19 protein-coding genes are annotated in these 20,159 nt (G+C 41.7%); 1 reads left to right on the forward strand and 18 read right to left on the reverse strand.

The features are described 5' to 3' along the window. Positions 1-3: 3 nt before the first annotated feature. The 9 genes from DWZ33_RS07885 to DWZ33_RS07925 form a co-directional block, all read right to left on the reverse strand. A complete protein-coding gene (locus tag DWZ33_RS07885) occupies positions 4-1,098 on the reverse strand; it encodes a BMP family lipoprotein (protein WP_118454412.1) in 1,095 nt (364 codons plus the stop codon). A gap of 25 nt (positions 1,099-1,123) precedes the next feature. Then, positions 1,124-3,190 carry an ADP-ribosylglycohydrolase family protein gene (locus DWZ33_RS07890; protein ID WP_118454413.1) on the reverse strand — a complete coding sequence of 689 codons (2,067 nt, stop codon included), beginning with the start codon at positions 3,188-3,190 and terminating at the stop codon, positions 1,124-1,126. A 93-nt stretch (positions 3,191-3,283) separates the two neighbouring features. Continuing rightward, on the reverse strand, positions 3,284-4,474 hold the full coding sequence (locus DWZ33_RS07895; RefSeq protein ID WP_118454414.1) for a DUF4272 domain-containing protein: 1,191 nt from the start codon (positions 4,472-4,474) through the stop codon (positions 3,284-3,286). Further along, on the reverse strand, positions 4,471-5,133 hold the full coding sequence (locus tag DWZ33_RS07900; RefSeq protein WP_118454415.1) for a suppressor of fused domain protein: 663 nt from the start codon (positions 5,131-5,133) through the stop codon (positions 4,471-4,473). The genes DWZ33_RS07895 and DWZ33_RS07900 overlap by 4 nt, the downstream gene beginning before the upstream one ends. A gap of 168 nt (positions 5,134-5,301) precedes the next feature. Continuing rightward, complete coding sequence (locus tag DWZ33_RS07905) at positions 5,302-5,613, reverse strand: PTS sugar transporter subunit IIA (RefSeq protein ID WP_022939261.1); 312 nt, start codon at positions 5,611-5,613, stop codon at positions 5,302-5,304. A gap of 14 nt (positions 5,614-5,627) precedes the next feature. After that, entirely contained in the window at positions 5,628-6,716 is a 1,089-nt protein-coding gene (locus DWZ33_RS07910; protein ID WP_118454416.1) for a DUF871 domain-containing protein, read from the reverse strand. Next, positions 6,704-7,471: a copper homeostasis protein CutC gene (locus tag DWZ33_RS07915; RefSeq protein ID WP_118454417.1), complete on the reverse strand. Its 768-nt coding sequence runs from the start codon at positions 7,469-7,471 to the stop codon at positions 6,704-6,706. The genes DWZ33_RS07910 and DWZ33_RS07915 overlap by 13 nt, the downstream gene beginning before the upstream one ends. A gap of 1 nt (position 7,472) precedes the next feature. Further along, positions 7,473-8,423 carry a glycosylasparaginase gene (locus DWZ33_RS07920; protein WP_118454418.1) on the reverse strand — a complete coding sequence of 317 codons (951 nt, stop codon included), beginning with the start codon at positions 8,421-8,423 and terminating at the stop codon, positions 7,473-7,475. A 95-nt stretch (positions 8,424-8,518) separates the two neighbouring features. After that, entirely contained in the window at positions 8,519-9,400 is an 882-nt protein-coding gene (locus tag DWZ33_RS07925) for a YitT family protein (RefSeq protein ID WP_022939265.1), read from the reverse strand. A gap of 190 nt (positions 9,401-9,590) precedes the next feature. Here DWZ33_RS07925 and DWZ33_RS07930 point away from each other — a divergent pair, with 190 nt between their 5' ends. Further along, positions 9,591-11,498: a BglG family transcription antiterminator gene (locus DWZ33_RS07930; RefSeq protein WP_022939266.1), complete on the forward strand. Its 1,908-nt coding sequence runs from the start codon at positions 9,591-9,593 to the stop codon at positions 11,496-11,498. 57 nt (positions 11,499-11,555) lie between these two features. Here the strand turns inward: DWZ33_RS07930 and DWZ33_RS07935 are convergent, their stop codons facing one another. The 9 genes from DWZ33_RS07935 to DWZ33_RS07975 all read right to left on the reverse strand — a co-directional run. Then, positions 11,556-12,200, reverse strand: a complete 645-nt coding sequence (locus DWZ33_RS07935) for an HAD family hydrolase (RefSeq protein ID WP_118454419.1) — start codon at positions 12,198-12,200, stop codon at positions 11,556-11,558. Between the two features lie 147 nt (positions 12,201-12,347). Beyond that, positions 12,348-13,466, reverse strand: coding sequence for a Sapep family Mn(2+)-dependent dipeptidase (locus DWZ33_RS07940; protein WP_118454420.1), 1,119 nt, complete (start codon positions 13,464-13,466; stop codon positions 12,348-12,350). Between the two features lie 10 nt (positions 13,467-13,476). Further along, positions 13,477-14,538, reverse strand: a complete 1,062-nt coding sequence (locus DWZ33_RS07945) for a M42 family metallopeptidase (RefSeq protein WP_182425578.1) — start codon at positions 14,536-14,538, stop codon at positions 13,477-13,479. Beyond that, on the reverse strand, positions 14,531-15,574 hold the full coding sequence (locus tag DWZ33_RS07950) for a zinc-binding metallopeptidase family protein (RefSeq protein WP_182425580.1): 1,044 nt from the start codon (positions 15,572-15,574) through the stop codon (positions 14,531-14,533). Before DWZ33_RS07950 ends, DWZ33_RS07945 begins: the two co-directional genes overlap by 8 nt. Positions 15,575-15,623: 49 nt before the next feature. Then, complete coding sequence (locus DWZ33_RS07955; RefSeq protein ID WP_182425582.1) at positions 15,624-16,148, reverse strand: GrdB-related putative oxidoreductase; 525 nt, start codon at positions 16,146-16,148, stop codon at positions 15,624-15,626. A 1-nt stretch (position 16,149) separates the two neighbouring features. After that, positions 16,150-17,493 (reverse strand): PTS sugar transporter subunit IIC, encoded by a 1,344-nt coding sequence (locus tag DWZ33_RS07960; protein WP_118454423.1) that lies wholly within the window; start codon positions 17,491-17,493, stop codon positions 16,150-16,152. After that, on the reverse strand, positions 17,494-17,820 hold the full coding sequence (locus DWZ33_RS07965) for a PTS sugar transporter subunit IIB (protein WP_022939273.1): 327 nt from the start codon (positions 17,818-17,820) through the stop codon (positions 17,494-17,496). A gap of 176 nt (positions 17,821-17,996) precedes the next feature. Further along, positions 17,997-18,614 (reverse strand): RDD family protein, encoded by a 618-nt coding sequence (locus DWZ33_RS07970; RefSeq protein ID WP_118454424.1) that lies wholly within the window; start codon positions 18,612-18,614, stop codon positions 17,997-17,999. Positions 18,615-19,069: 455 nt separating this feature from the next. Then, positions 19,070-20,159, reverse strand: a 1,090-nt coding sequence (locus DWZ33_RS07975; RefSeq protein WP_147352876.1) for an IS200/IS605 family accessory protein TnpB-related protein, incomplete at its 5' end; no start/stop codon positions are given.

Raw genomic sequence — 20,159 nt, forward strand, 5'->3', positions numbered from 1 at the left:
TAATTATTTAGAAGTTAATTCAGCCCATGCAGCTTCATCAGCCTGACAGTCAACAACATCAACTTCGCCAGCTTTTAATTTGTCAGCAAATTCTTTGAATGTAGCCATTTCTTCATCAGTCATATTTGCTTTGAAGAAATCATTCTCAGCAACACCAACACCATCTTCAGCATAACCTAATACTTCAAGTGTACCAAATGGAGCTGTACCGTCAAGGATTTGTCCAACCGCTCTAAGGATAGCTTGGTCACAGTTCTTCAGACCTGAAGTTAATACGTGGTCAGCAAGATCCGGCTGATTAGCTAATGTAACATGCTGGTCAGCATCAACACCGATTGCCCAGAAGTCAGCTTGTGCAGCAGCTTCGATCATACCATTACCAGCACCGCCGGCAGCATGGAAGATTACGTCTGCGCCTTGTGAATTCATATTTAATGCAATTTCTTTAGCCTTTGCAGTATCCTGGAAATCACCTACGAAACCGCTTAATACTTTAATATCTGGATTAACATCTCTGGCACCCTGATAGAAGCCGCCTAAGAATTGTTTGATACCGCCGATTTCCATACCGCCGACACAGCCTACAACACCGCTCTGTGATTTAACAGCAGCAACTACGCCAGCCAGATAACCGATATCCTGTGAAGCATAAGCAACACCGTAAACGTTAGGCAGATTGTTTAATTCTGGATCAGAATAGTCAAAGTTGAAGAATTTGATGTCTGGGAATTGTTCCGCAACTTCTAGCATATATGATTCATACTGGAAGTTACCTGAAATGATAACATCATAGCCATCCTGTGCAGTCTGCAGATAAGCAGAAGCCCAACCAGCTTCATCAGTACCCATTTCTACCAGTTTTGTTTCAACCTTATCGCCGTATTGTTCCGCAACAAGTTTCAAACCATTATTCGTGATGTCGAAATATGACTGGTCACCGATATAAGGCAATACTAATGCAACTTTCAGCTTTTCGTCACCAGATGGCGTATCACCGTTATCTTTTGGTGCGTCAACTTCACCGCCATTACTTGATGAGCATGCTGCCAGGCCTAGCGTCATAACAGCAACTAAGCAATACTTCAAAAATTTTTTCATTCCTTTTGTCCTCCTAAATGAAAATTTATTGAGAATTAGTAGATACTAATTGACAACTATGTATAATGCAGCTGGAACCGGCCGGTACATATAACCCTGCACAGCCTGACCCTGTAACTGCTTTCATTGCCACCCTATAAGACTCCCCATCTACTATAATTAAACCATTATTTCTATCGAGCTTCAATAAAAATTTGCAATCATTTGTATCTTTTTTTAGTTTTTTTGCGCTGACTGTCTTTTCTACATTATCCTTTTCAATCAAATTCATTGTATCCGCTTTCAGTTCGATTGCCTGATAATGCATCCAGCCCTGTACATCATAACAGATTTGAACAGTTCCGTGTAGTTCTAATTCTAATTCCATTTTGCCAATTGATCCCAGAGCATCGCCAAAGAGTACAAAATCGTCGGTGACCACAAGGCTGCCATTGTCGATTTTAGCCCTATTTCTCAGCGTTGTACACTGACTTACCTCAATAAAACGCAGTTCGCCATAGTCCAGGCCATAGTCTTCATTGACCTCATTTTTAAAATCAATAAGCACATCAAAATTGCGGTCAACCGCTGCTTCATGAATCAGAAAACTGCTGTGAAGGATGCGTTCTTCCACCCTCAGTTCCAAACCATACTCTAAAATCAGGTCATCGGAAGGTTCAATCCTGAATGTGTAATCTTTACGTTCTTTCACAAGAGGAACGAACGCTGACTGTGTTTTTTGCTTTCTGCCCAGCGCGTAAACGGAAACTGACAAGGGTAATTCCTGTGGATTAGACAGTGTGAAGCGGATTGTTTCACCTGGATAAACCTTAGGTGAAAAGCTTGGCTGATACCTCGCGTCATAAATATCACAGCTGCGGTAATAGCTTTTCTGCAAGACTTTGCCAACCGTATTAGGAAAGGCGTTATTCAGCACACATTTTAAAGCTGACCCGTCAACGATACATTGACTTTCAAAATATCGGGTGCTTTCACTCTTAAAGGCATGGGTTCCATAAGGCAGATAAAACCTAAACAGCTGTCTGGAAGAATCCAGCTCTGCCTGATATTTTTCCGGTATTTCTATTTGATGCAGCTTTGCCCCATAAGCGGCAAAACGCAAAGCGGTATGCGAAATAGTATCGATATTTTCAGAACCAAGCAAGCTGCTTGATAAGATTAAATCATTGATTGGCGTGATCCATTTGGCATCAATTCCCTCAATGCCCGCCAGCGCTCCCATGATCGAGCCGACGTTGCCGCATGTGCAGTCGGTATCCCAGCCTGCAGTACATAGCATTGTCATTGTTTTAGAGAAATCATTCTCGCCGTAAAGCATCGCCATAATCATAATAGCCGTATTAGGCAGAATATGACAGACACCTTCGTATTGATCATAACCATGTACTTCCTGAATATATTTCAGGCATTCATCAGCCGTTTTGCCAGCTTTATAGATGGCCGTAATTTCACGCACCAGCTTAGCATAATGGCTGTCCGGTTTAATGAAACGCAGGGCTTCTTCAATGATCTGTTCACACGTATCATGCGTATAAGCCAGCGCGATGCATGCCGCAACAAAGCGGCCGCCCTCGATACCGTCTAAATCATGAGTTACACTTGCCATTTTCTCAGCAAGATCCGCTGCCAGCTGAGCGTCACCCATGCTGACATAACCCCAGCAGTCACTGAAAATCTGACCGCCGATCTGTTCAGCCATAACTTTGCCATTCGTCTGCCAAGCACCGCTCAAAGGAGCCTTCATACCTTCTTTTAATCGCAGATAAGCCGTATGCTCCGTCGCGATACCATCACCGCCCCACCAAAAGAAGCCATGACCTTCACTGAGGATATTCAATACATAGTTTCCCATTTCCTCACTGGAAATCGATTTGTTTGGATTATAATCCAAAGACCTGACGAAAAACAAAGGCCCGTTGGAATCATCATCAGCGGCAAAAACACCATAATCGACCGGGTAATGATCCAGCTTTCCATATGTTTCCATAATCTGCTTATGCGTCCAGTTTTCCACCGGCGCCCCTAAACGGATACCGATGATCTTGCCGAGCCAAGCCGCATATGTTTTCCGATAATATGCTTCAAAATCCATAAGATCTCCTATCTTCAATATGTAAGTATATTTTAACTCATTTTTGATTCATTTTTAACTATAAGTTAGTTTTATTATTAACAAGCTCTATGATTATGTATTACATGAAATCTGATCCCAGTCGCGGGTGTGATTGGCATTACACAGCCAGTTCAAAGCATAATGATGCTCCTGCACTACACCTGATTCAAGATTTTCTAATTCAATATGTTTTATGCGGGCTTCCACACATGTCCAATCATAATATAAAGCCCGGGTATGCATATTTAAGATTTCACGCTTGCTTCTAAGCTTTGCCGCCTTGCATAATTCATCAAAAGATGAATAAGAGCGGATGATCTTTGACATTTCACTGACATTGCATACACTTTCATAAGTGGCGTCCAAGCCATACAGGCCCAGCGCCCAAAGCAGTACCGCCGCGCATTCATAGCGCCATGAAAACTGGATTGCCTCCTGCTCCTCAGCCGCCTCCATCACAAATGCCTTTTCCCGCTCACTTAAAGCGCCAACAAATGCAAACTGATCTTTAAGTCTTGTAAACTCCTGAAGACCAAATGCGTAACTGCCATCCTCCATCAGTTCACACTCTGCCATCACAGATGTCGCAAAGATACAAAGCAGACGTTTCGCAATCGTCTCAACACTTGGCAATTCAACCGTATCTAATGAAAGCTGAATCGGCAGCATCGAAGCAATCGCCGGGTAACCGCGCTTCTTAATTTCATTAGTTACATCTATAAAATTCTGTTTATCTTCGGCATCATAAACTCTTTCTTCATCTAAAATACTTTGATGAGCAATCGGACGCCATGTTTCTAAATCACTGGCTCCCTCAATTGACAGCAAGAGCTTCGCATCCGGGGTAAACAAAGACATTGACGGATATAATACGATTGAAGAAGTGCTGCGGGCTGCCGCGAATAAACATTCCATAATCGCATTCGTCCGCGCTTCCTGAGCATCCAACTGAAAATTCACGCCGGTTATATGATTAAATAATTGAATTTGCTGCATGACACTAGCCATTAATTCCTCATTATTTAAAGGCGCCTGCGCAAAAAAGTTCATCATACCGTCAGTCTGTCCGCGCATTTCCTTCTCATCATCAATAATATGCAGTTCAATCTCACTGTTATCCTGAAGAATCAGCTTCATGGCATGATCCGCATACAGCACATCAATTGTAAAATCCGCAAATGCTTTTTTAAATGCTTCAAGGATCAAATCATCATTTTTAATCACACTATATAAAGTTATAACCGCATCTTGCCGCTCACTCATACATGAACCTCACTTTCCGCTGACAGCTTATCAGCCAGACTTTCTCTTGTATAATCACACATTAAATTGGGTGCCAGATGCAAAATATCCCCGACCTGAATCTTCTTCTCAACAAGCAGCTTCAGCTCATCATCCTGCATGCCGATCAATTCCACAAATACTACCTTGCCATTAGGTGTCTGAATTTCACCGGCATCATCGAGCTTGGTGATAAAACCAGTGATCCTTGATGTTCCGGCCGCGTCCATCCCCGTTGTCTGCCCGGTATACAGATACTCATACGGCTGAAAAATTTCATTATTTTGAAAAGTAATGCGGGCAATTGACTGCAGGATGCCTGCCATGCAGCGAATCTCAGCCTCTGAATCACGCAAGCCAGCTTTTTTTAGCTTTACCGTCAGTTCAAAGCCATAGCCGCTGTATTCCTGATTTTCACTTTCCTTCTCATAAAGCTCAGAAAGCCCATAAGTTACAAAATGATAAAAATCACCGCCGTCATAAACACTGATGCCGTCCAGTGGATCATTGCCGCCAAGCTGCCACGAAATTAAAGTTCCAAAATGGTAAGGTTCTCTCTGCTCGGGATACAATTTTTCAAATACCTCACTGATCGCATCCCAGCCGGATGAACAAAAGTCTGGTTCATTATTTTCACTCATACATTTCTTCCTTTCCTCATATCAGCAGCTTTTTAGGTTTAATCATTATAACATAGAAACCATATACTTGTAACCGCTTTTAAAGAGCAGTAATGCCATTTCATAACCTTTTTATCTTCATCTTGGCAGAAAAAAACTCCTTATTTAAGTCATAAGGAGTCTTAAGCTTTATTTATTAAACTGACGGCACATTTCAATCATTTCAAGCGCCATAATTTTAATCGTTTCAGCACTCATAATCTGATCCTCGGCATGCAGCAGAAGTAAGGTTACATCCGTCTTATTGCCATTTGCTTCATTTGTAATCAGTTCAGCATGCGCCTGATGTGCATTTACAAATTCCTTTTCGCCATCCTGAATCAGCTGTTCAGCCTTTTCATAATCACCCTTGCGGGCAATCTGCATCGCCTCGATAAAACAGCTTCTTGCGGCACCAACACCAGCAATTATTTTAAAACAAATCATTTCTAAACCTTCCATGGTTCTTGCCTCCTTTATTGAATAAACCCAAAGATATTTTCATAAGCAATCATGCTTACTAGTTTCATTTCATCCTCATCTAAATGCCCGGCCAGATTCCGGTCACCAGTATTAGGAATCGGTTTCAGAATAATCTGCAATTCAGCGCGGTAATGACTCAGTGCATCATTCACAATAACCACATCACCCACCGTAAACATTGCTTTATCGCAGACTCTTTGCGGTATTGAAGCATGATGATATTTCATTCGCGAATCAACGGTGCGAATCAATAAATCACTGCTGTCTGTCCGGCGGTTATGCAGACAATCAAATACAATCTTTTTTTCGATTTCAGTGATTGTATCATCTAAATCAATCTTAACTGTCACTTTATTCGGATCAGCATCCGCCATCGCTTTTAGTTCTGCCTCACTCGCGAAAGCATTGCCGATTAAAACATCATCGATTTCACGGGTTGCGTACAAATACCGCGTCTGCCAGCTGATTGCTTTATCCCGGCACAGCTCAAGCGTCGGCAAGCCCTCATAAACCGGCCAAGGCCCAAAGGTGTTTTCTTCATTTGAGCTGACAAAAGCAGCATTCGTTAAGTTTAATGTTTTTGTCTTACTATTGAAGAAATGAAATCTTTCTTCACTTAAACCGCTGTAACGCATCGGATAGAAATTATGACAAATCGTCATATTATGCGGATTGGCGCCTTTTTCAATCATGCGGTCAAGATTCAGATATTGTGAACCGTTAAATTCAATCTGTATGCCATAGGGATTCAATGTTAACGCGATATCCTCTAAATCACTGAAATGACCATCCATCCGAATAATGTCAACACCCATATCTTTAAAAACCTTTAAGTTAAGCGGATCAGCACCAAGCTTTTTGAATATCTGCGGATTCGTGTCAACGGAAACAATCATGCCCAATTGATGAGCCCTTGTACATAAATCGCTGAACATCTGAATCATCGTTTCAGTATCATCCGCTGATGAAAGCATACAGGTAAACAGCCGTGTAAAGCCATAGCTGGCCGCCAGACGCATATAAGCGTCATCTTTTTCCTTCGTAGAATGCTGAGGATAAATGGATATGCCTAATCGATGCATGCGTGATCCTCCGCTTCCCTGATGATATTCACCAGCTCCTTAACAGCTGTTTCAGACACCACATCATAATCCAGCTCATGATGATACGCATAGCTGACCATACCGTTATCGGTTGTCGGATCATCAACCCACGCTTTAGCACTTGAATGCACTTGGCTGACACCGCTTGTTTTAATAAATTCCACAGCGTTATGCGCCTTAATGCCGCTGCCGGCGAGAATTTCTATCTGATCACCATAGACACTTTGCAGCTCATGAATCAATTCCTTACCCGCTATGGCAGTAGGCGCTAAACCGCTTGTTAATACACGGTCAATTCCGCATTCAATCAACTGACTCATTGCTTGTTTCGCATCCTTAACACAATCAAAGGCGCGATGGAATACCGCTTCACGCTCTGTACCATATGATTTAATCAGCGCAATCATCCGTTTTGTCAGATTCAGATCAATCGTAGCATCTGCCTTTAAAAAACCAAACGCCAAGCCATCGCTGCCAGCCTCTAACAGCGCCTTGGCATCTTCAAATATACATTCAATTTCAGCATCGTTATAACAAAAGCCAGCCCCTCTTGGCCTTACCATGCAGATAACCGGCAGGCTTACATCACGCTTAACCAGCTTCAAAGTTCCGATGCTGGGAGTTAACCCTCCCATAAATAAAGCAGAATTAAGTTCAATCCGATCCGCCTTGCCGCTTTGTGCCATCAGTGCATCATGATAGCTTCCGCAGCAGATTTCAACTAATGTTTTCATACTATTCACTCAGCGGCGCCATGCGTGTCTGCATATAATTATTCAGCCATTCCTCACTCGCTAATTCATGAATACATTTGCCGTCAACATTTTTAACTAGATATACTGCCGGTGTTTCTCCCTCTCTGCATACCGCAAAGGAGAAGCCTTCAATATTTGTTGCCACACCGTATTCACCTTTATTATTCATTGCCACAACACTCAGATCACCAGCCTTGCCGCGGCGTTTTTTCAATTCAGCATCTAAATTGCTGACCGCGATTTCACAGGCCGCCTGCGGATGATGACCTTCCTTCATCAAACGAACGATTTCATAAGAAATACAGCCCTTCATCAAATCCTCGCCAAGTCCGGTCGCACTTGCGCCGCCAACTGTAGAATCAGCATAAAAGCCGCTGCCGCTGATGGGTGAATCACCAACTCTGCCTTTTTTCTTCATGAATAAACCTGAGGTAGAAGTACCGACAACCATCTTGCCGTGCTGATCCAAGGCTACGACACCTACTGTATCATGACCGATATACGGGCGCAGCTCCTGCGCGGTTTCCTTTACCCGCTTGCGGTAATGGATCTTAGCCCGATCCGTCAGCATATTCTTACGTTCAAAGCCTTCCTTATGCGCAAACTTCTCCGCGCCTTCACTAACCAGCATGCAGTTCACTGATTCAGCGGATAAACGCTTTGCCACTTTGATAGGATTCGCAAAATCCTTAATTGCCGCAACCGCGCCGATATCAAATGTATCGCCGTCCATATAAGCTGCGTCAAGCTCCACTTCCATTTCTTCATTCGGCAGACCGCCATAACCTACTGATTTATAATATGGAAAATCTTCAATATCACATATTGCCTTTTCCAATGCCTCCCCGGCAGCCGCTCCATGCTCAAGCATCTCACCGCCGGCTGTAATTCCCTCAAGCGCCATACGCCACGTCGCAATCATCGCCCACATAACAAATCCTCCTTTATGTTTTACTTCTGATTTTATTATAGGCTGATCAAGCCTTACAAACCGTTTTTCTCTTTCCTAAGATTAGGAAACCCTCATTAATCCAAGGGCTGCTGATAGAAACCGCCGAAGAAATTCTCTGATTTATACACATTCACCAGCAGCTGCGGATCAGCCTGCTTCATCAGATAAACAATATCCTTAACCTCATAAGCTGATACAACCGTATGCAGCAAGTAGTAGCGCTTCTTTGAGAAACCGCCGTAGCTTGGCGTAACCGTGATACCATGCCGGTAATGATCGACATACACATCGACCACCGCTTCCGCATTTGATGTCGTAATCTGCATCGTAACCCGCTCATAACGATGATAGAAGGCATTGACCGTCTGTGTCGAAACATATTGAAATAAAATAGAATAACCAGCATTCTGCCAACCAAACAAAGCGCCAAAAATACACAGCATGATGCAGTTAAATATAAACACCTGTGTCCAAATTGACTTGCCGATCTTATTGGATACATATAAAGCGATAAAATCGGTACCGCCGGTACTCGCATTCCCCTTTAATGAAAGCAGGATTGCAAAGCCATACAACACACCGCCCAGCATGCAGTTCAGCATGACATCATCGATCAGCGGTGTAAAATGGAAAAGCTTTAAGAAGATGGATACACAGAAAAATTGAATACTCGAAAAAATCGTAAACTTTGTAGAAATACTTTTTAGACATAAGAGCGCTACCGGCACATTTAATAATATAATCATTAACGATACATCAAACTGCATTCCGAATAAACCGCTGATACGGTTAATCAAAATAGCCAGTCCGGTAAAACCGCTTGACAGCAGATTACTGGCATTAATGAAAACCTGAATAACATACGTCTGCAGAAGCGCACTGGCAAGCACCATGATCAATGTATAGATACAGCGTGCCGCAAAATTTTTTTTCAGAACCTTAATTTTCTCTGACATGAGCATAACCCCCTGATTCACCTGTATTATAATCTCATTTAAAAATCACATGGGGAAATCCATTTCCTCTTGTTAGGAAATTCAAGAAACATCACCGCTTTTCCTAATAATAGGAAAAGACATTATAAAAATGGTTTTAATTATTATATAATAATGATAACGTAAGATTTTCATTGAAGGGGAAGATAGAATGACAGATAGACAAGAAAAGCTGCTCCGTTTACTTGAATCACAAAATACATGGATCACCGGCAAAGAACTCTCCCAGATACTTAAGGTATCTGATCGTACAATACGCAGCGATATTGACGCTATGAATCATGAATATGATTTACCGCTGATTGAATCAAATATCCGCAAAGGCTACCGGCTGATCATAGAAAATGTTCATCAGAGCCAAAAGCCAGTTGATGCCCTGATTCCGCAGACACCTAAGGAGCGTTCTACATTCATCTTAAAAAAATTACTCCTGACGAATCAAAAGCTGTCAATCATTGATTTACTTGATGAAATCTTTATTTCTGAATATGCTTTAGATAATGATCTGAAGAATATCAAGGAATTTATTGATACCTTTGAGGGATTGAAGATTACCAAAAGCCGCAACCACCTTTATCTGGAAGGGCCTGAACATTCCATTCGTGAATTATATAAACAGATGCTGCTTGAAGAGACTCAGAAAAACTTCTTAAATATTGATGAAATAGCTTCAATTTATAAAAATTTCGATTTATTAAAATGTAAACAGGAGTTAGAGAAGATCCTTAAAAAATACAGCTATGAAGTTCATGATGTCTCATTTCCTAGTCTGATTGTCCATGTGGGAATATCGATTGACCGCATTTTCAACTTCCGCTATGTGGAATCAATGCGTAATACGGATGAAATTATGACATCGATTGAATATCGGATTGCCAAGGAATTCTATGAACGGATTTCCGCGCTGTATCAGACAGAGATTGTCGAAAGTGAAATTGTCATGCTGGCATTTTTGCTGATGGGTAAAAAAGGCACGAATTTCTCATCAGAGTCCTTAAAGGAATTTTTGCCGGAAAATGTCACTTGCAACATGCTGGCTCAAGAGATGCTTGAGAACATTCTTACGAACTTCGGCATCAATTTTACTGATGATGAGGGTCTGATTGTCGGCTTAACCCTTCACCTGCAGTCCCTGATTGAAAGAGCCGCCAAGAATTTGGTAGCGAATAATCTTTATTTACAGGAAATTAAACGTAAATATCCATTGATTTTTGAATTAGGAGTATCCTGTGCCAATTATTTATCCAGACGGCTTGATCTGGAAGTATCCGAAGAAGAAATCGGCTTCATTGCTCTGCATTTAGGCATGGCATATGAACGGCAGAATGCAAAGCGCAAATACAAAGCGATTGTGATTTTTCCTACCACACAGGCAATTTCCAACGCGCCGATTCTGCGCATGCAGCGGATCTTTTCTGAATATATGGACATCATCGGCATCTTTAACTATTTTGAAGAAACGAAGATTCTTGAATTAAAGCCTGATTTAATTATCTGTTCGGTACCGCTGAAGCATTCATTAGAGATTCCTACCGTTCAGATTTCAATTTTCTTTTCCAGAGAAGATGAGGCTTATATCTTATCAGCATTGAATGCGTTGGAACAAAAGCATTTAAAAGAAGCTTATGCTGATTGTCTGAATCAGATGTTCAGACCGGAGCATTTCTTTACCGATATGGAATTTAAAACTTCAGAAGAAGCGATTCGCTTTATGTGTGATGATTTAGTTCGTTCAAATGCTGTCTCTGAGCAATTCTTTGATTCAGTTATGGCCAGAGAGAGTATGTCCTCAACCTCATTTATCCATCAGTTTGCGATACCGCATGCCCTTGATTCAACAGTTTATCAGGCTAATATCTCGGTTGTAATTTTACGCAAACCAATTCGCTGGGGACCTTATGATGTGAAAATTGTATTCCTGCTGGCGGCAGGCAATACAGAAAGTGTAGCTATGAAGCTGTTCTTTGAGTGGATGATTAACCTCTCTAATGATGTCTATAAGATGACCAGCTTGATGGAATGCAGCAATTATAATGAATTTATTAAATATTTTGATTAGTCAGTGCCTAGGCACTGGCTTTTTGTTTACAAAAAAAAGCACATAATGTGCTTGTACCTATTTTCTGACTTCATCAATAATAGGAAGAAGATCTAAAAGATCATCCGTATCAACAGCATACTGAGCTTTTTCCTTTACGTTGTTTAAGGCATTAAGCGCGATTGAGTGAGCGCATATATCAAAGATGGGAATATCTGTCGCGCCGTCACCAACAGCAATGCATTCAGAAGGCTTGATCTGATTCCTTTCACAAAAATCATGCAGACAGCTGACCTTATTTTCAGCTTTGATATAATCAACAATTCGGCCTGTGAAAATACCGTCAATCACTTCATAATCACTGCCGTAACAGCCATCAAAGTTATAGATCGACGCAACTGCCTCAGCGACTTGAAGCGGCCCAACAGTAATTACGATGCATTTTATATCTCGCTGATGCAGAAGTGTTACCGTCTTTGCGATATTCTCTAACGGCTTGGCTATTTCCAGAAAATGATTCTGAATTTCCTTTTCATTTAAACCTTTAAACAATTCAGCTCTAAGGATATCCGCGCTGATATAATCAAGTTCACCAGACTCCTCTTGTTTTTGAATAATTTCATGTTCCTTCGCTTTGCCATTCAAAATACAGGGCAGCATGACTGAATGACAGCCTCTGATCAATGTATCATCTAAATCAAAACAGATTAATTTAATATTCACCTTTACCTCCCTGACAACGCTGTATTTATAGGCATTATCTTATAAATTCAGTGTATCACGATTCCGTTGAGCTGCCAATGGCTGTCATAAGACATGTTTCTTTATAAGCATTTAAAAACTGAATCAGACGATTCAGTTTGTTGATAATTACCAAGGTTTAATATTTTTATTCATCTGTGACAGTTTATACAATGACCAGGCATATACTTTGGCACATGTTAGTAAATCATCGATATCAACCCATTCATTCGGCTGGTGAGCGATACCCACTTGTCCCGGGAAGCTAGGCCCATAAGGGATGATGGTTTGACAAACATGAGCATAAGTGCCGCCGGTCGTTGTCGTTGGCTTCACGCTGCTGCCCATAACCTGCGCATAAGCTTCACTCAGGGTCTGCACCAGCCAGCAGTTTGGATCATGAAGGACAACCCCGCTGTCGCTGATCAGTTCAACCTTCATGCCGGCTGCTTTGGTGCGGATCTGATCGATAATGGCAGTCATATCACACGTTGGATAGCTGAGCGCAAATTGAATCCCAAGCAGATCGTTGTCAAGAATCAGATTCTTGCCGCGGATTATCATTTCGCCAAAATGCTGATCACTGACATTAATGCCAAGCCGATCACCGTTTGCTTTGGCATTCATGAAATATTCATTGATAAAAGGAACCGCCAGCTCTTTACTGCCCATAACCCGCACAACCGCACGGCCGCGTTCACCATAGATTGCCGGAAATTTATTATCCGGGGTAAATCCCATCAAAGGGGCTTTTTCATGTTCCAAATAATAACGGCAGTCCGCCATACCGGTTTCTTCATTTGTACCAAAAATCACACGAATCGGTATGTTTGGTTTAATGCCTAGCTTCTTTAATGCCAGCATGCCATAGAAAGCCGCAAATAACGGGCCTTTATTATCCAATGCGCCGCGTCCCCAGATACGGTTCTCAGCAATCGTTGCAGAAAAGGCTGGATAGCGCCAGCCATCACCTATCTCCACGACATCAAGATGTCCCATAACACCGATATAGTTTTCACCTTCACCATACTGTCCATAACCCATGTAGCCATCGACATTTTTAGTAATCAGCCCTTCCCGTTTCGCTATCGATAAAGCCTTTAAGAGTGCTTCATTGACACCCGCACCAAACGGCATGCCAGGCTTTGCCTCACTGCGCTGTGAATCAATCTGTACCATTGCACAGATATCCTCAATCATCTGATCCTTTAATTCATCAATCATCGCAAACAATTGTTCTTTTTCCATAGGTTCCTCACTAAGCGCAGATCATATCAAAGGTCTGCTGATCCATCGTACATAAGATATAAGTCAATAAATCTACACAAGCTTCAAGATCCTGCTTATGAATGATCGACTGATTCGTATGCATATAACGAATCGGAATTGATAATGTCATATTAACGATACCTTCAAAGCTTTTATGAATATTGCCGGAATCTGTACCGCCGCCGTTAAATACCGCATATTGATAAGGAATCCCCTGTTCCTTGCACACCTTTTCCACATAACGGATTAAGCCGCGATGATAAACAGTATTGGAATCCAGCATTGAAATAACGACTCCGCCGCCCAGTTTACAGCTGTTTGCATTGGCCGGTGTATCGCCTGCCAGCGTTGTATCAATCGCGAAGGCAAGCTCCGGATGCATCAGATCTGTACTTGTACGGGCGCCGCGCAGTCCTGGTTCTTCCTGCACCGTACAGGCAAAACTCAGCGGTACATGCTTCTTCCCCTTTAATCGTTCCAACACATAAAGGCCCACCGCGCAGCTTGCACGGTTGTCAAAAGCCTTGCCTGCCAGATAATTGGGATTATTCATTACTCTGAAATTTGTATCAGGTACCACCATATCGCCAATTCTGATGCCCAGAGCTTCAGCTTCTTTCTTGTCAGCAACACCTAAATCAAGATAGATTGCTTCCATTGCCAAAGTCTTAGCCCGCTGTTCAGAAGGCATGCCATGGGTTGCCGGACTGCCGATAAAGCCTTTAATCTGTCGGCCGTCTTGAGTGATTACCTTAAAATCATGCCCCAGCAGCATATGCGTCCACCAGCTCCCCACCGGCATCAATCGAAGGGTTCCACTTGCCTCTATTTCTTTCACAAAAAAACCAACCTCATCCGCATGCGTAGCCAGCATCGTTTTAGGACCTGCTTCATCATCCCCTTTGATCCCAATCACTGACCCAAGACCATCATGAATCACACGATCCACATAGGGCTGCATATATGTTTCAAGCTGTGAACATACCGCTTCCTCACAAGAGGAAATACCGGCTGCTTCACTTAATGTTTTTAATATCTCCAGATCAATCATAGCACACCCCATAACCAAAGCTTTCGATGTCCTCACTGCTTAAGCCTGACAAATATTTTACTAATTCCTTTTTTAAGCATTCCGCGTCATTCAGGTCAGCTAAAATATGATTGCTGCCAAGATGACTCATAGCAATACCAAGTGACAGTGTTGGTGTTCCCTTTAAAGTTTTATGAATAAATGAACCATCATTGCCATAAATGCCAAGATATTCCTGACAAGGCTGAACCTTATCCATAAAATCATGAAGCAGGCGTTTGCCGGGCAGCATCTGCTTATCATAAATTCCCACCGTAACACCTTTGCCGCGTATGGCAGCCGGCTGTGAGTTGGCGGTATCAAAACCAGTCAATACCAGCGCCGCGTCGGGCTGTATCACATAGGTCGCAGTCTTGCTGCCCCGCCAGCCGATTACCGACTGTGCAATGCCGCCCATCGCTAAATGATAATCAAGCTCACTCTCCTGCAGCACTTGTGATAATTCAATCATCACTTCAAGCATTAAACGGTTATTTAATGCCTTCCCCATCGCGCAGTGTTCATTCAGCATCGTAAAATCACCTTTAATTAAAGCTAAATCCCCAATTGTAAATATATCGAATGCTTCTTCATAGCCCATTCCCATATCCAAGCTCAAGTCTTCCATCTTTATCTGATTCGCTGCGGTTTCCATGAATTTGATCTTATCGCAGCCAATGATACCGGTAAAGCATTGATGCTCTCTTGTATATACACAAACCTGCTGATGTAAAAGACTGGCCGGTGATAATGCTTCAAGCGTCACAAATTTTAATTTTCCATCAGGCAGAATCTCACTGACCATTAAACCTTCTTCATCAAGACTAGCTGCCAGCATCAGTGTTTTTGCCTTTGGATTCTTACTGCGCTTTAGTGCAAATAGTGAACCCAGCCGATCACTCACCCACTCATCCGCAATCATATCCTTTTTCAATAAGGCTCTGACATCCTGTTCCTCACCGCTCACACCCATCGCATTTACTAAAGCCTTAAGCCGTTCAATATACTGTTTTTCCATTAGTGTCCTTTCTTTACAAAAACCAGCCGATGCTCGACTGGTTTTCATTTTAGTAACAATTTCTAGTTTTTATTTCTTCAACATTTTCCGGATGATTCACTTCTGCATCGATTAATTCACATAAATTTTCAAGTGAATCCTTTAAACCAATACCACCCTTTTTAGGCATTTTCACAATTGGAATCAGTGACGCGTACTGATCAATGGTTGTCGAGTTTTCCACTGACATCATCGCGCATGACTTGATTGCGGTATTTTCCAGTATCGATTTAGAACACATCGCACACATAAGTGAATACTCTTCAAAATTAAAGCCAGGTCCGCATACAACATAATCAGGGTTCAGCTTCTTAGCCATTGCGGTCATTTTCTTCACTACTTCTTCCTGATGATCTTTGAAATAGCCAACGCCGCAATATAAGGTTGCGATAACCTCAGCCCCGATCTTTTTGAAATATGGCTCCATCATCTCACCGGTACCGATGATACCCTTTTTAGCTGTAAGCTCAACATTCGGATTACTCTTACCGCCGGCACCCGCCAGACCTGAGTCAAATATCAATAGGACTTTCATATTACTCTAAAACGAGATCATCAAATGAAAGATCATCAAGTTCATCTGATTCATTCGCTGTATTTGCTTCTTCTTCCAGATACTTGCGGTCAAGCATTTTCAGGAATGGGAAATAGATTGCCATATCCATCGCTAGCTGTGCAAGCTGGAACAGTGAGGCTACAAAGCTTCCGGTAACCAGCCAGCCTGAGAATAAGATTGGTGTTGTCCATGGCAGCTGCACACCGGCAGTAATCGGCAGAATACCAATTGATGTCGCAATCGTAGCCGTGATTGTATTTAACACTGGTACGAAGATAAACGGCACCGCCATCAATGGATTTAATACGATCGGCAGACCGAAGATGATCGGTTCGTTGATACCGAAAATCGCTGCCGGCAGAGAAAGTCTGCCCAATGTTTTAATACGGTTTGATTTACCAGTAAAGGCCATCAGAATAACTAAGCCTAAGGTAGAACCGCCGCCGCCATAGTTACAGAAGAAATCAGAGAAAGCAGAAGTAAAGACATTGGTCATTGCGATACCTGCTTTAGCTGCTTCATAGTTTTCTTGCGTCAGCACTTTATGAATCGGCGCGAAAATGGTATTTGTAACCGCTGGTCCATTAATACCAAAGAACCAGAATAAAGTTGATAAGAATTGATAAATAACTTCAAATAGATTAGAACGTCCTAGACCTACTAATGGTGCCTGCAAGACTTCATAGATGAACGCATGAGCACTTCCGTAAGCAGTATTCGTGAAAATAATATTTACAATAAAGAAGGTAACCATTGCGAAAGCAGCTGGAATTAATGCCGCAAAGGAATCCATAACCGCTGGCGGAACACCGTCAGGCAGCTTGATAACCAGTTTCTTACGCATTGCCCAAGCAAAGATTGATACCGAAAGAATCGCTGTAATCATTGATAAGAACATACCTGATGTACCAAGATTACCGAAAGAGAAACCGCTGAATGCTTTACCGGCTTCATTTACATAAGCGATATGTGTCTTTGGTGTGATAATCAAAAAGCAAGTCAGTGCAACTACACCGCCGGCAATCTTATCGACACCCTTTTCACGGGCATAGCAATAACCGATTGATAAGACACCTGTCAGCGCTACAACATCAAAGGTAGATGAAGTAACCGCGTCAAGATAAACTTCCCAGCCTTCACCAAATACACTGGCAACCATTTCTGACCAGCCAGTAATCGGGAAATTGGAAATTAATAAGAATATTGAACCTACGATTACAATTGGTACTGTAATCAAGAAACCATCACGGATCGCGCTTAATATTTTGTTTTTAGATAAAGCGTCAGCAACTGGTGATAAGTATTTTTCTAATTTATCAAACATTTATTTGGCCTCGCTCTCTTTCATTTTTTTGATAGCGGCTTTCAGTACCCGTTCCCCATTCATTGAACCATAGTCTGTACTGTCAATGACAAAAATTGGGTGCCCCAAATGCCCATATCTTTCGACAACCTTTTCATACAGATATTTAACCTGCGGACCTAACAGAATGCAGTCCGGATTAAATTCTGCGATAATGTTGTCCATTTTAGAGTCAGGGAATGCTTTTACTTCAATTGGTAAATTGTGTTCTTCAGCTACTTTTTGCATCTTGCTTGCTAACAATGAAGTAGACATCCCTGCATTACAGAATAAATAAACTCTACGCATAATTCATATCCTCCTTTGGCTGATTCAAGTATATCTCAGCAAAGGAAGCGTTATCATCAATTCTGTTTCCGTGCATTAGGAAATGGTAAAGCTGACTGCGGAAATCGGTTTCCTTACTTTTTTCCTCATTCAAATAAAAAAGCTGACTTCATCAATTTGTCAGCTTCGATAATTATCTATAATGCTTTCTGAACTTTGCCGGGAACATAAATATCTTCCACGTGCGTGTGTGAAATCCTGTCATGAATCATACGGCTTTGATCCTTATCTCTTAACGCGAGCAATAAGGATAACACACAGATAACTGCTACCGGACCGCTCAGCAGCATGTCCATCATGCCTGTATCAAATGGCAGATATTTTGTAATCAGCAAGGTTTTGAATGTTGATGTGAAGAAATAGAAGGTGCCTTCTAATACAAGACAGCCAAGCACAAAACGAATCAGCATGGTTTTAAAAGTGACTTCACTGTGATCATCATGGAACACCTTGATCTGAAGCATACGCTGAGCAGGTGTCTGACCGATCCAGATCCGGCATGGCACCCAGACGTAATAGAATAAGAAAATAAGAAACAGGACAGCCATCAATATCCACGCCTGAGTGCTTGTCATCCCGTTAAGATTATACTGTACCTCAATCTGTCCCTGATTGAAAAAGCCATAGCACAGTGAGATTGCGATATTAGCCAGTACCCCGGATAAATACCAATCAATACCAAATGCCAACACTCTTCTTATAAAATAACCGCCGCGGCTTGAATTATTTGTTACAACCATTTTTTTCTTTGCCATAGTACATCCTCCAGCTTATGCTTCTATTATAAACGAAGCAAGCTGAAAACGCTTAACTACAATTTCCTAGCATTAGGAAATTGTATCCATTTTAATGAAATATCAATGATATTCAGTCATAGAGGAAATGATATTTTGCTAAAGAATATTATTTAGCTTCTGTGCTGACATTTAATTCTTAATGTGCACGCTGATTCACATAAAACAAGAAAATGATTTCCTTCAATCCTTCAGGAAATCATGCCATCAATAATGACACCCAGCTGCCTTTCTCGCGGCGCTGTTCCTTTCTGTATTTCAATGTCTCTCTCTTTCTACCTACCGGTATTGGAGTCGCACCCGAACATATCCATACAGGAACTCTTTTGATCAGTTCAATGATTTCCATCAAGTAAACAGCCTTTTCTTCTAGTTTGGGTCTATTCACTTTGATTCATTGAATTGATTTTTTTATGTTATCTGAATAATGCTAATATGGCTGTAAGCTGACATTCTTTAATACTCGCTTTTCCTATCTTTTTACCAACCGCTGCCCATTGCTCTGCTTGTGTTTGCTTTTCTTTTACGAATACTCGATATTCTCGTAATATCTTCTCTTTATATCCGATCCCTTTTCTTGCGATCACATAACTCGCTGCCTGATGCACACTCATTCCCTTATCCCGTACATATTTCAATTTTCCAATCAGTGACGTGTACGCTGGATCAATTTTGATCACTTCTATTCCTTCATAGACTGCTTTTCGCTCAATAGCTTCTGTAATCTGTGAATAAGCAAACTCACTCAGCATTCGATTCAGTCCTTTTGGCTGATAACGCTGCTTCCGCTTTTTATCACTAAAGTCCAAGGCTTCCATCACTAATGGTTTATGGGTATGTACACATTCATGAATGATCTTACTCGCTGTTTCCGCAATCTCATGCTTTCGCTGATTCCTTGTCTTTCCCTTTAACTTCATGGGTAATATTAGTTGTCTGCACAGATTGCCTTGCCGATCGATGTGGGCAACCGCGATATGATCCACATTGATATCGATACCGATACTGCCTTCTTCCTTTTTGGTCACGATCATTTTGGGTTCCACCTCAATGATCGCTTTAATGATGAAATACTCACCATGATCATAGAGTTCATAAGCTATGGCTTTACCAGCGGTATTATGCGGTAATCTGACTGCTCTTTCTAATTTATCTGCATGATGATAAAAACGGATCGGTAAATGAACTTCTTTCTCTGTGCCTCGATAAACCATGATCCCGGATTCAAGATGATATTTGAAGAGATTGTTACTGTATTTTCCCTGTCTTCTTCCCGTTATCAGCATGCGTTTTCTTCTTTCATACCGATAAGCTTCAAGATTGTTATGCAGCTTCTTCCTTGAACCAAAGCAAGCGGCTCTCACACCTAAATTCAAATGATTCAGTTTATCCGTTTCCCGGTTTAATTTAAAGGTCAATGACCCGATTCTATGTTTTAGCTGTTTGATATTTGGACTGACGATCTGTACCTCATACAAATAGTCTGCTTCACTAGTTTCATGTTCC

It is taken from the genome of Dielma fastidiosa (assembly GCF_003475485.1).
Classification (GTDB): Bacteria; Bacillota_I; Bacilli_A; order Erysipelotrichales; family Erysipelotrichaceae; genus Dielma; species Dielma fastidiosa.

What these genes read in the sequence shown, in the direction of transcription:
- DWZ33_RS07885 (WP_118454412.1), bottom strand. Translation starts at nt 1,098, where the DNA reads ATGAAAAAATTTTTGAAGTATTGCTTAGTTGCTGTTATGACGCTAGGC.
- DWZ33_RS07890 (WP_118454413.1), bottom strand. Translation starts at nt 3,190, where the DNA reads ATGGATTTTGAAGCATATTATCGGAAAACATATGCGGCTTGGCTCGGC.
- DWZ33_RS07895 (WP_118454414.1), bottom strand. Translation starts at nt 4,474, where the DNA reads ATGAGTGAGCGGCAAGATGCGGTTATAACTTTATATAGTGTGATTAAA.
- DWZ33_RS07900 (WP_118454415.1), bottom strand. Translation starts at nt 5,133, where the DNA reads ATGAGTGAAAATAATGAACCAGACTTTTGTTCATCCGGCTGGGATGCG.
- DWZ33_RS07905 (WP_022939261.1), bottom strand. Translation starts at nt 5,613, where the DNA reads ATGGAAGGTTTAGAAATGATTTGTTTTAAAATAATTGCTGGTGTTGGT.
- DWZ33_RS07910 (WP_118454416.1), bottom strand. Translation starts at nt 6,716, where the DNA reads ATGCATCGATTAGGCATATCCATTTATCCTCAGCATTCTACGAAGGAA.
- DWZ33_RS07915 (WP_118454417.1), bottom strand. Translation starts at nt 7,471, where the DNA reads ATGAAAACATTAGTTGAAATCTGCTGCGGAAGCTATCATGATGCACTG.
- DWZ33_RS07920 (WP_118454418.1), bottom strand. Translation starts at nt 8,423, where the DNA reads ATGTGGGCGATGATTGCGACGTGGCGTATGGCGCTTGAGGGAATTACA.
- DWZ33_RS07925 (WP_022939265.1), bottom strand. Translation starts at nt 9,400, where the DNA reads ATGTCAGAGAAAATTAAGGTTCTGAAAAAAAATTTTGCGGCACGCTGT.
- DWZ33_RS07930 (WP_022939266.1), top strand. Translation starts at nt 9,591, where the DNA reads ATGACAGATAGACAAGAAAAGCTGCTCCGTTTACTTGAATCACAAAAT.
- DWZ33_RS07940 (WP_118454420.1), bottom strand. Translation starts at nt 13,466, where the DNA reads ATGGAAAAAGAACAATTGTTTGCGATGATTGATGAATTAAAGGATCAG.
- DWZ33_RS07945 (WP_182425578.1), bottom strand. Translation starts at nt 14,538, where the DNA reads ATGATTGATCTGGAGATATTAAAAACATTAAGTGAAGCAGCCGGTATT.
- DWZ33_RS07950 (WP_182425580.1), bottom strand. Translation starts at nt 15,574, where the DNA reads ATGGAAAAACAGTATATTGAACGGCTTAAGGCTTTAGTAAATGCGATG.
- DWZ33_RS07955 (WP_182425582.1), bottom strand. Translation starts at nt 16,148, where the DNA reads ATGAAAGTCCTATTGATATTTGACTCAGGTCTGGCGGGTGCCGGCGGT.
- DWZ33_RS07960 (WP_118454423.1), bottom strand. Translation starts at nt 17,493, where the DNA reads ATGTTTGATAAATTAGAAAAATACTTATCACCAGTTGCTGACGCTTTA.
- DWZ33_RS07965 (WP_022939273.1), bottom strand. Translation starts at nt 17,820, where the DNA reads ATGCGTAGAGTTTATTTATTCTGTAATGCAGGGATGTCTACTTCATTG.
- DWZ33_RS07970 (WP_118454424.1), bottom strand. Translation starts at nt 18,614, where the DNA reads ATGGCAAAGAAAAAAATGGTTGTAACAAATAATTCAAGCCGCGGCGGT.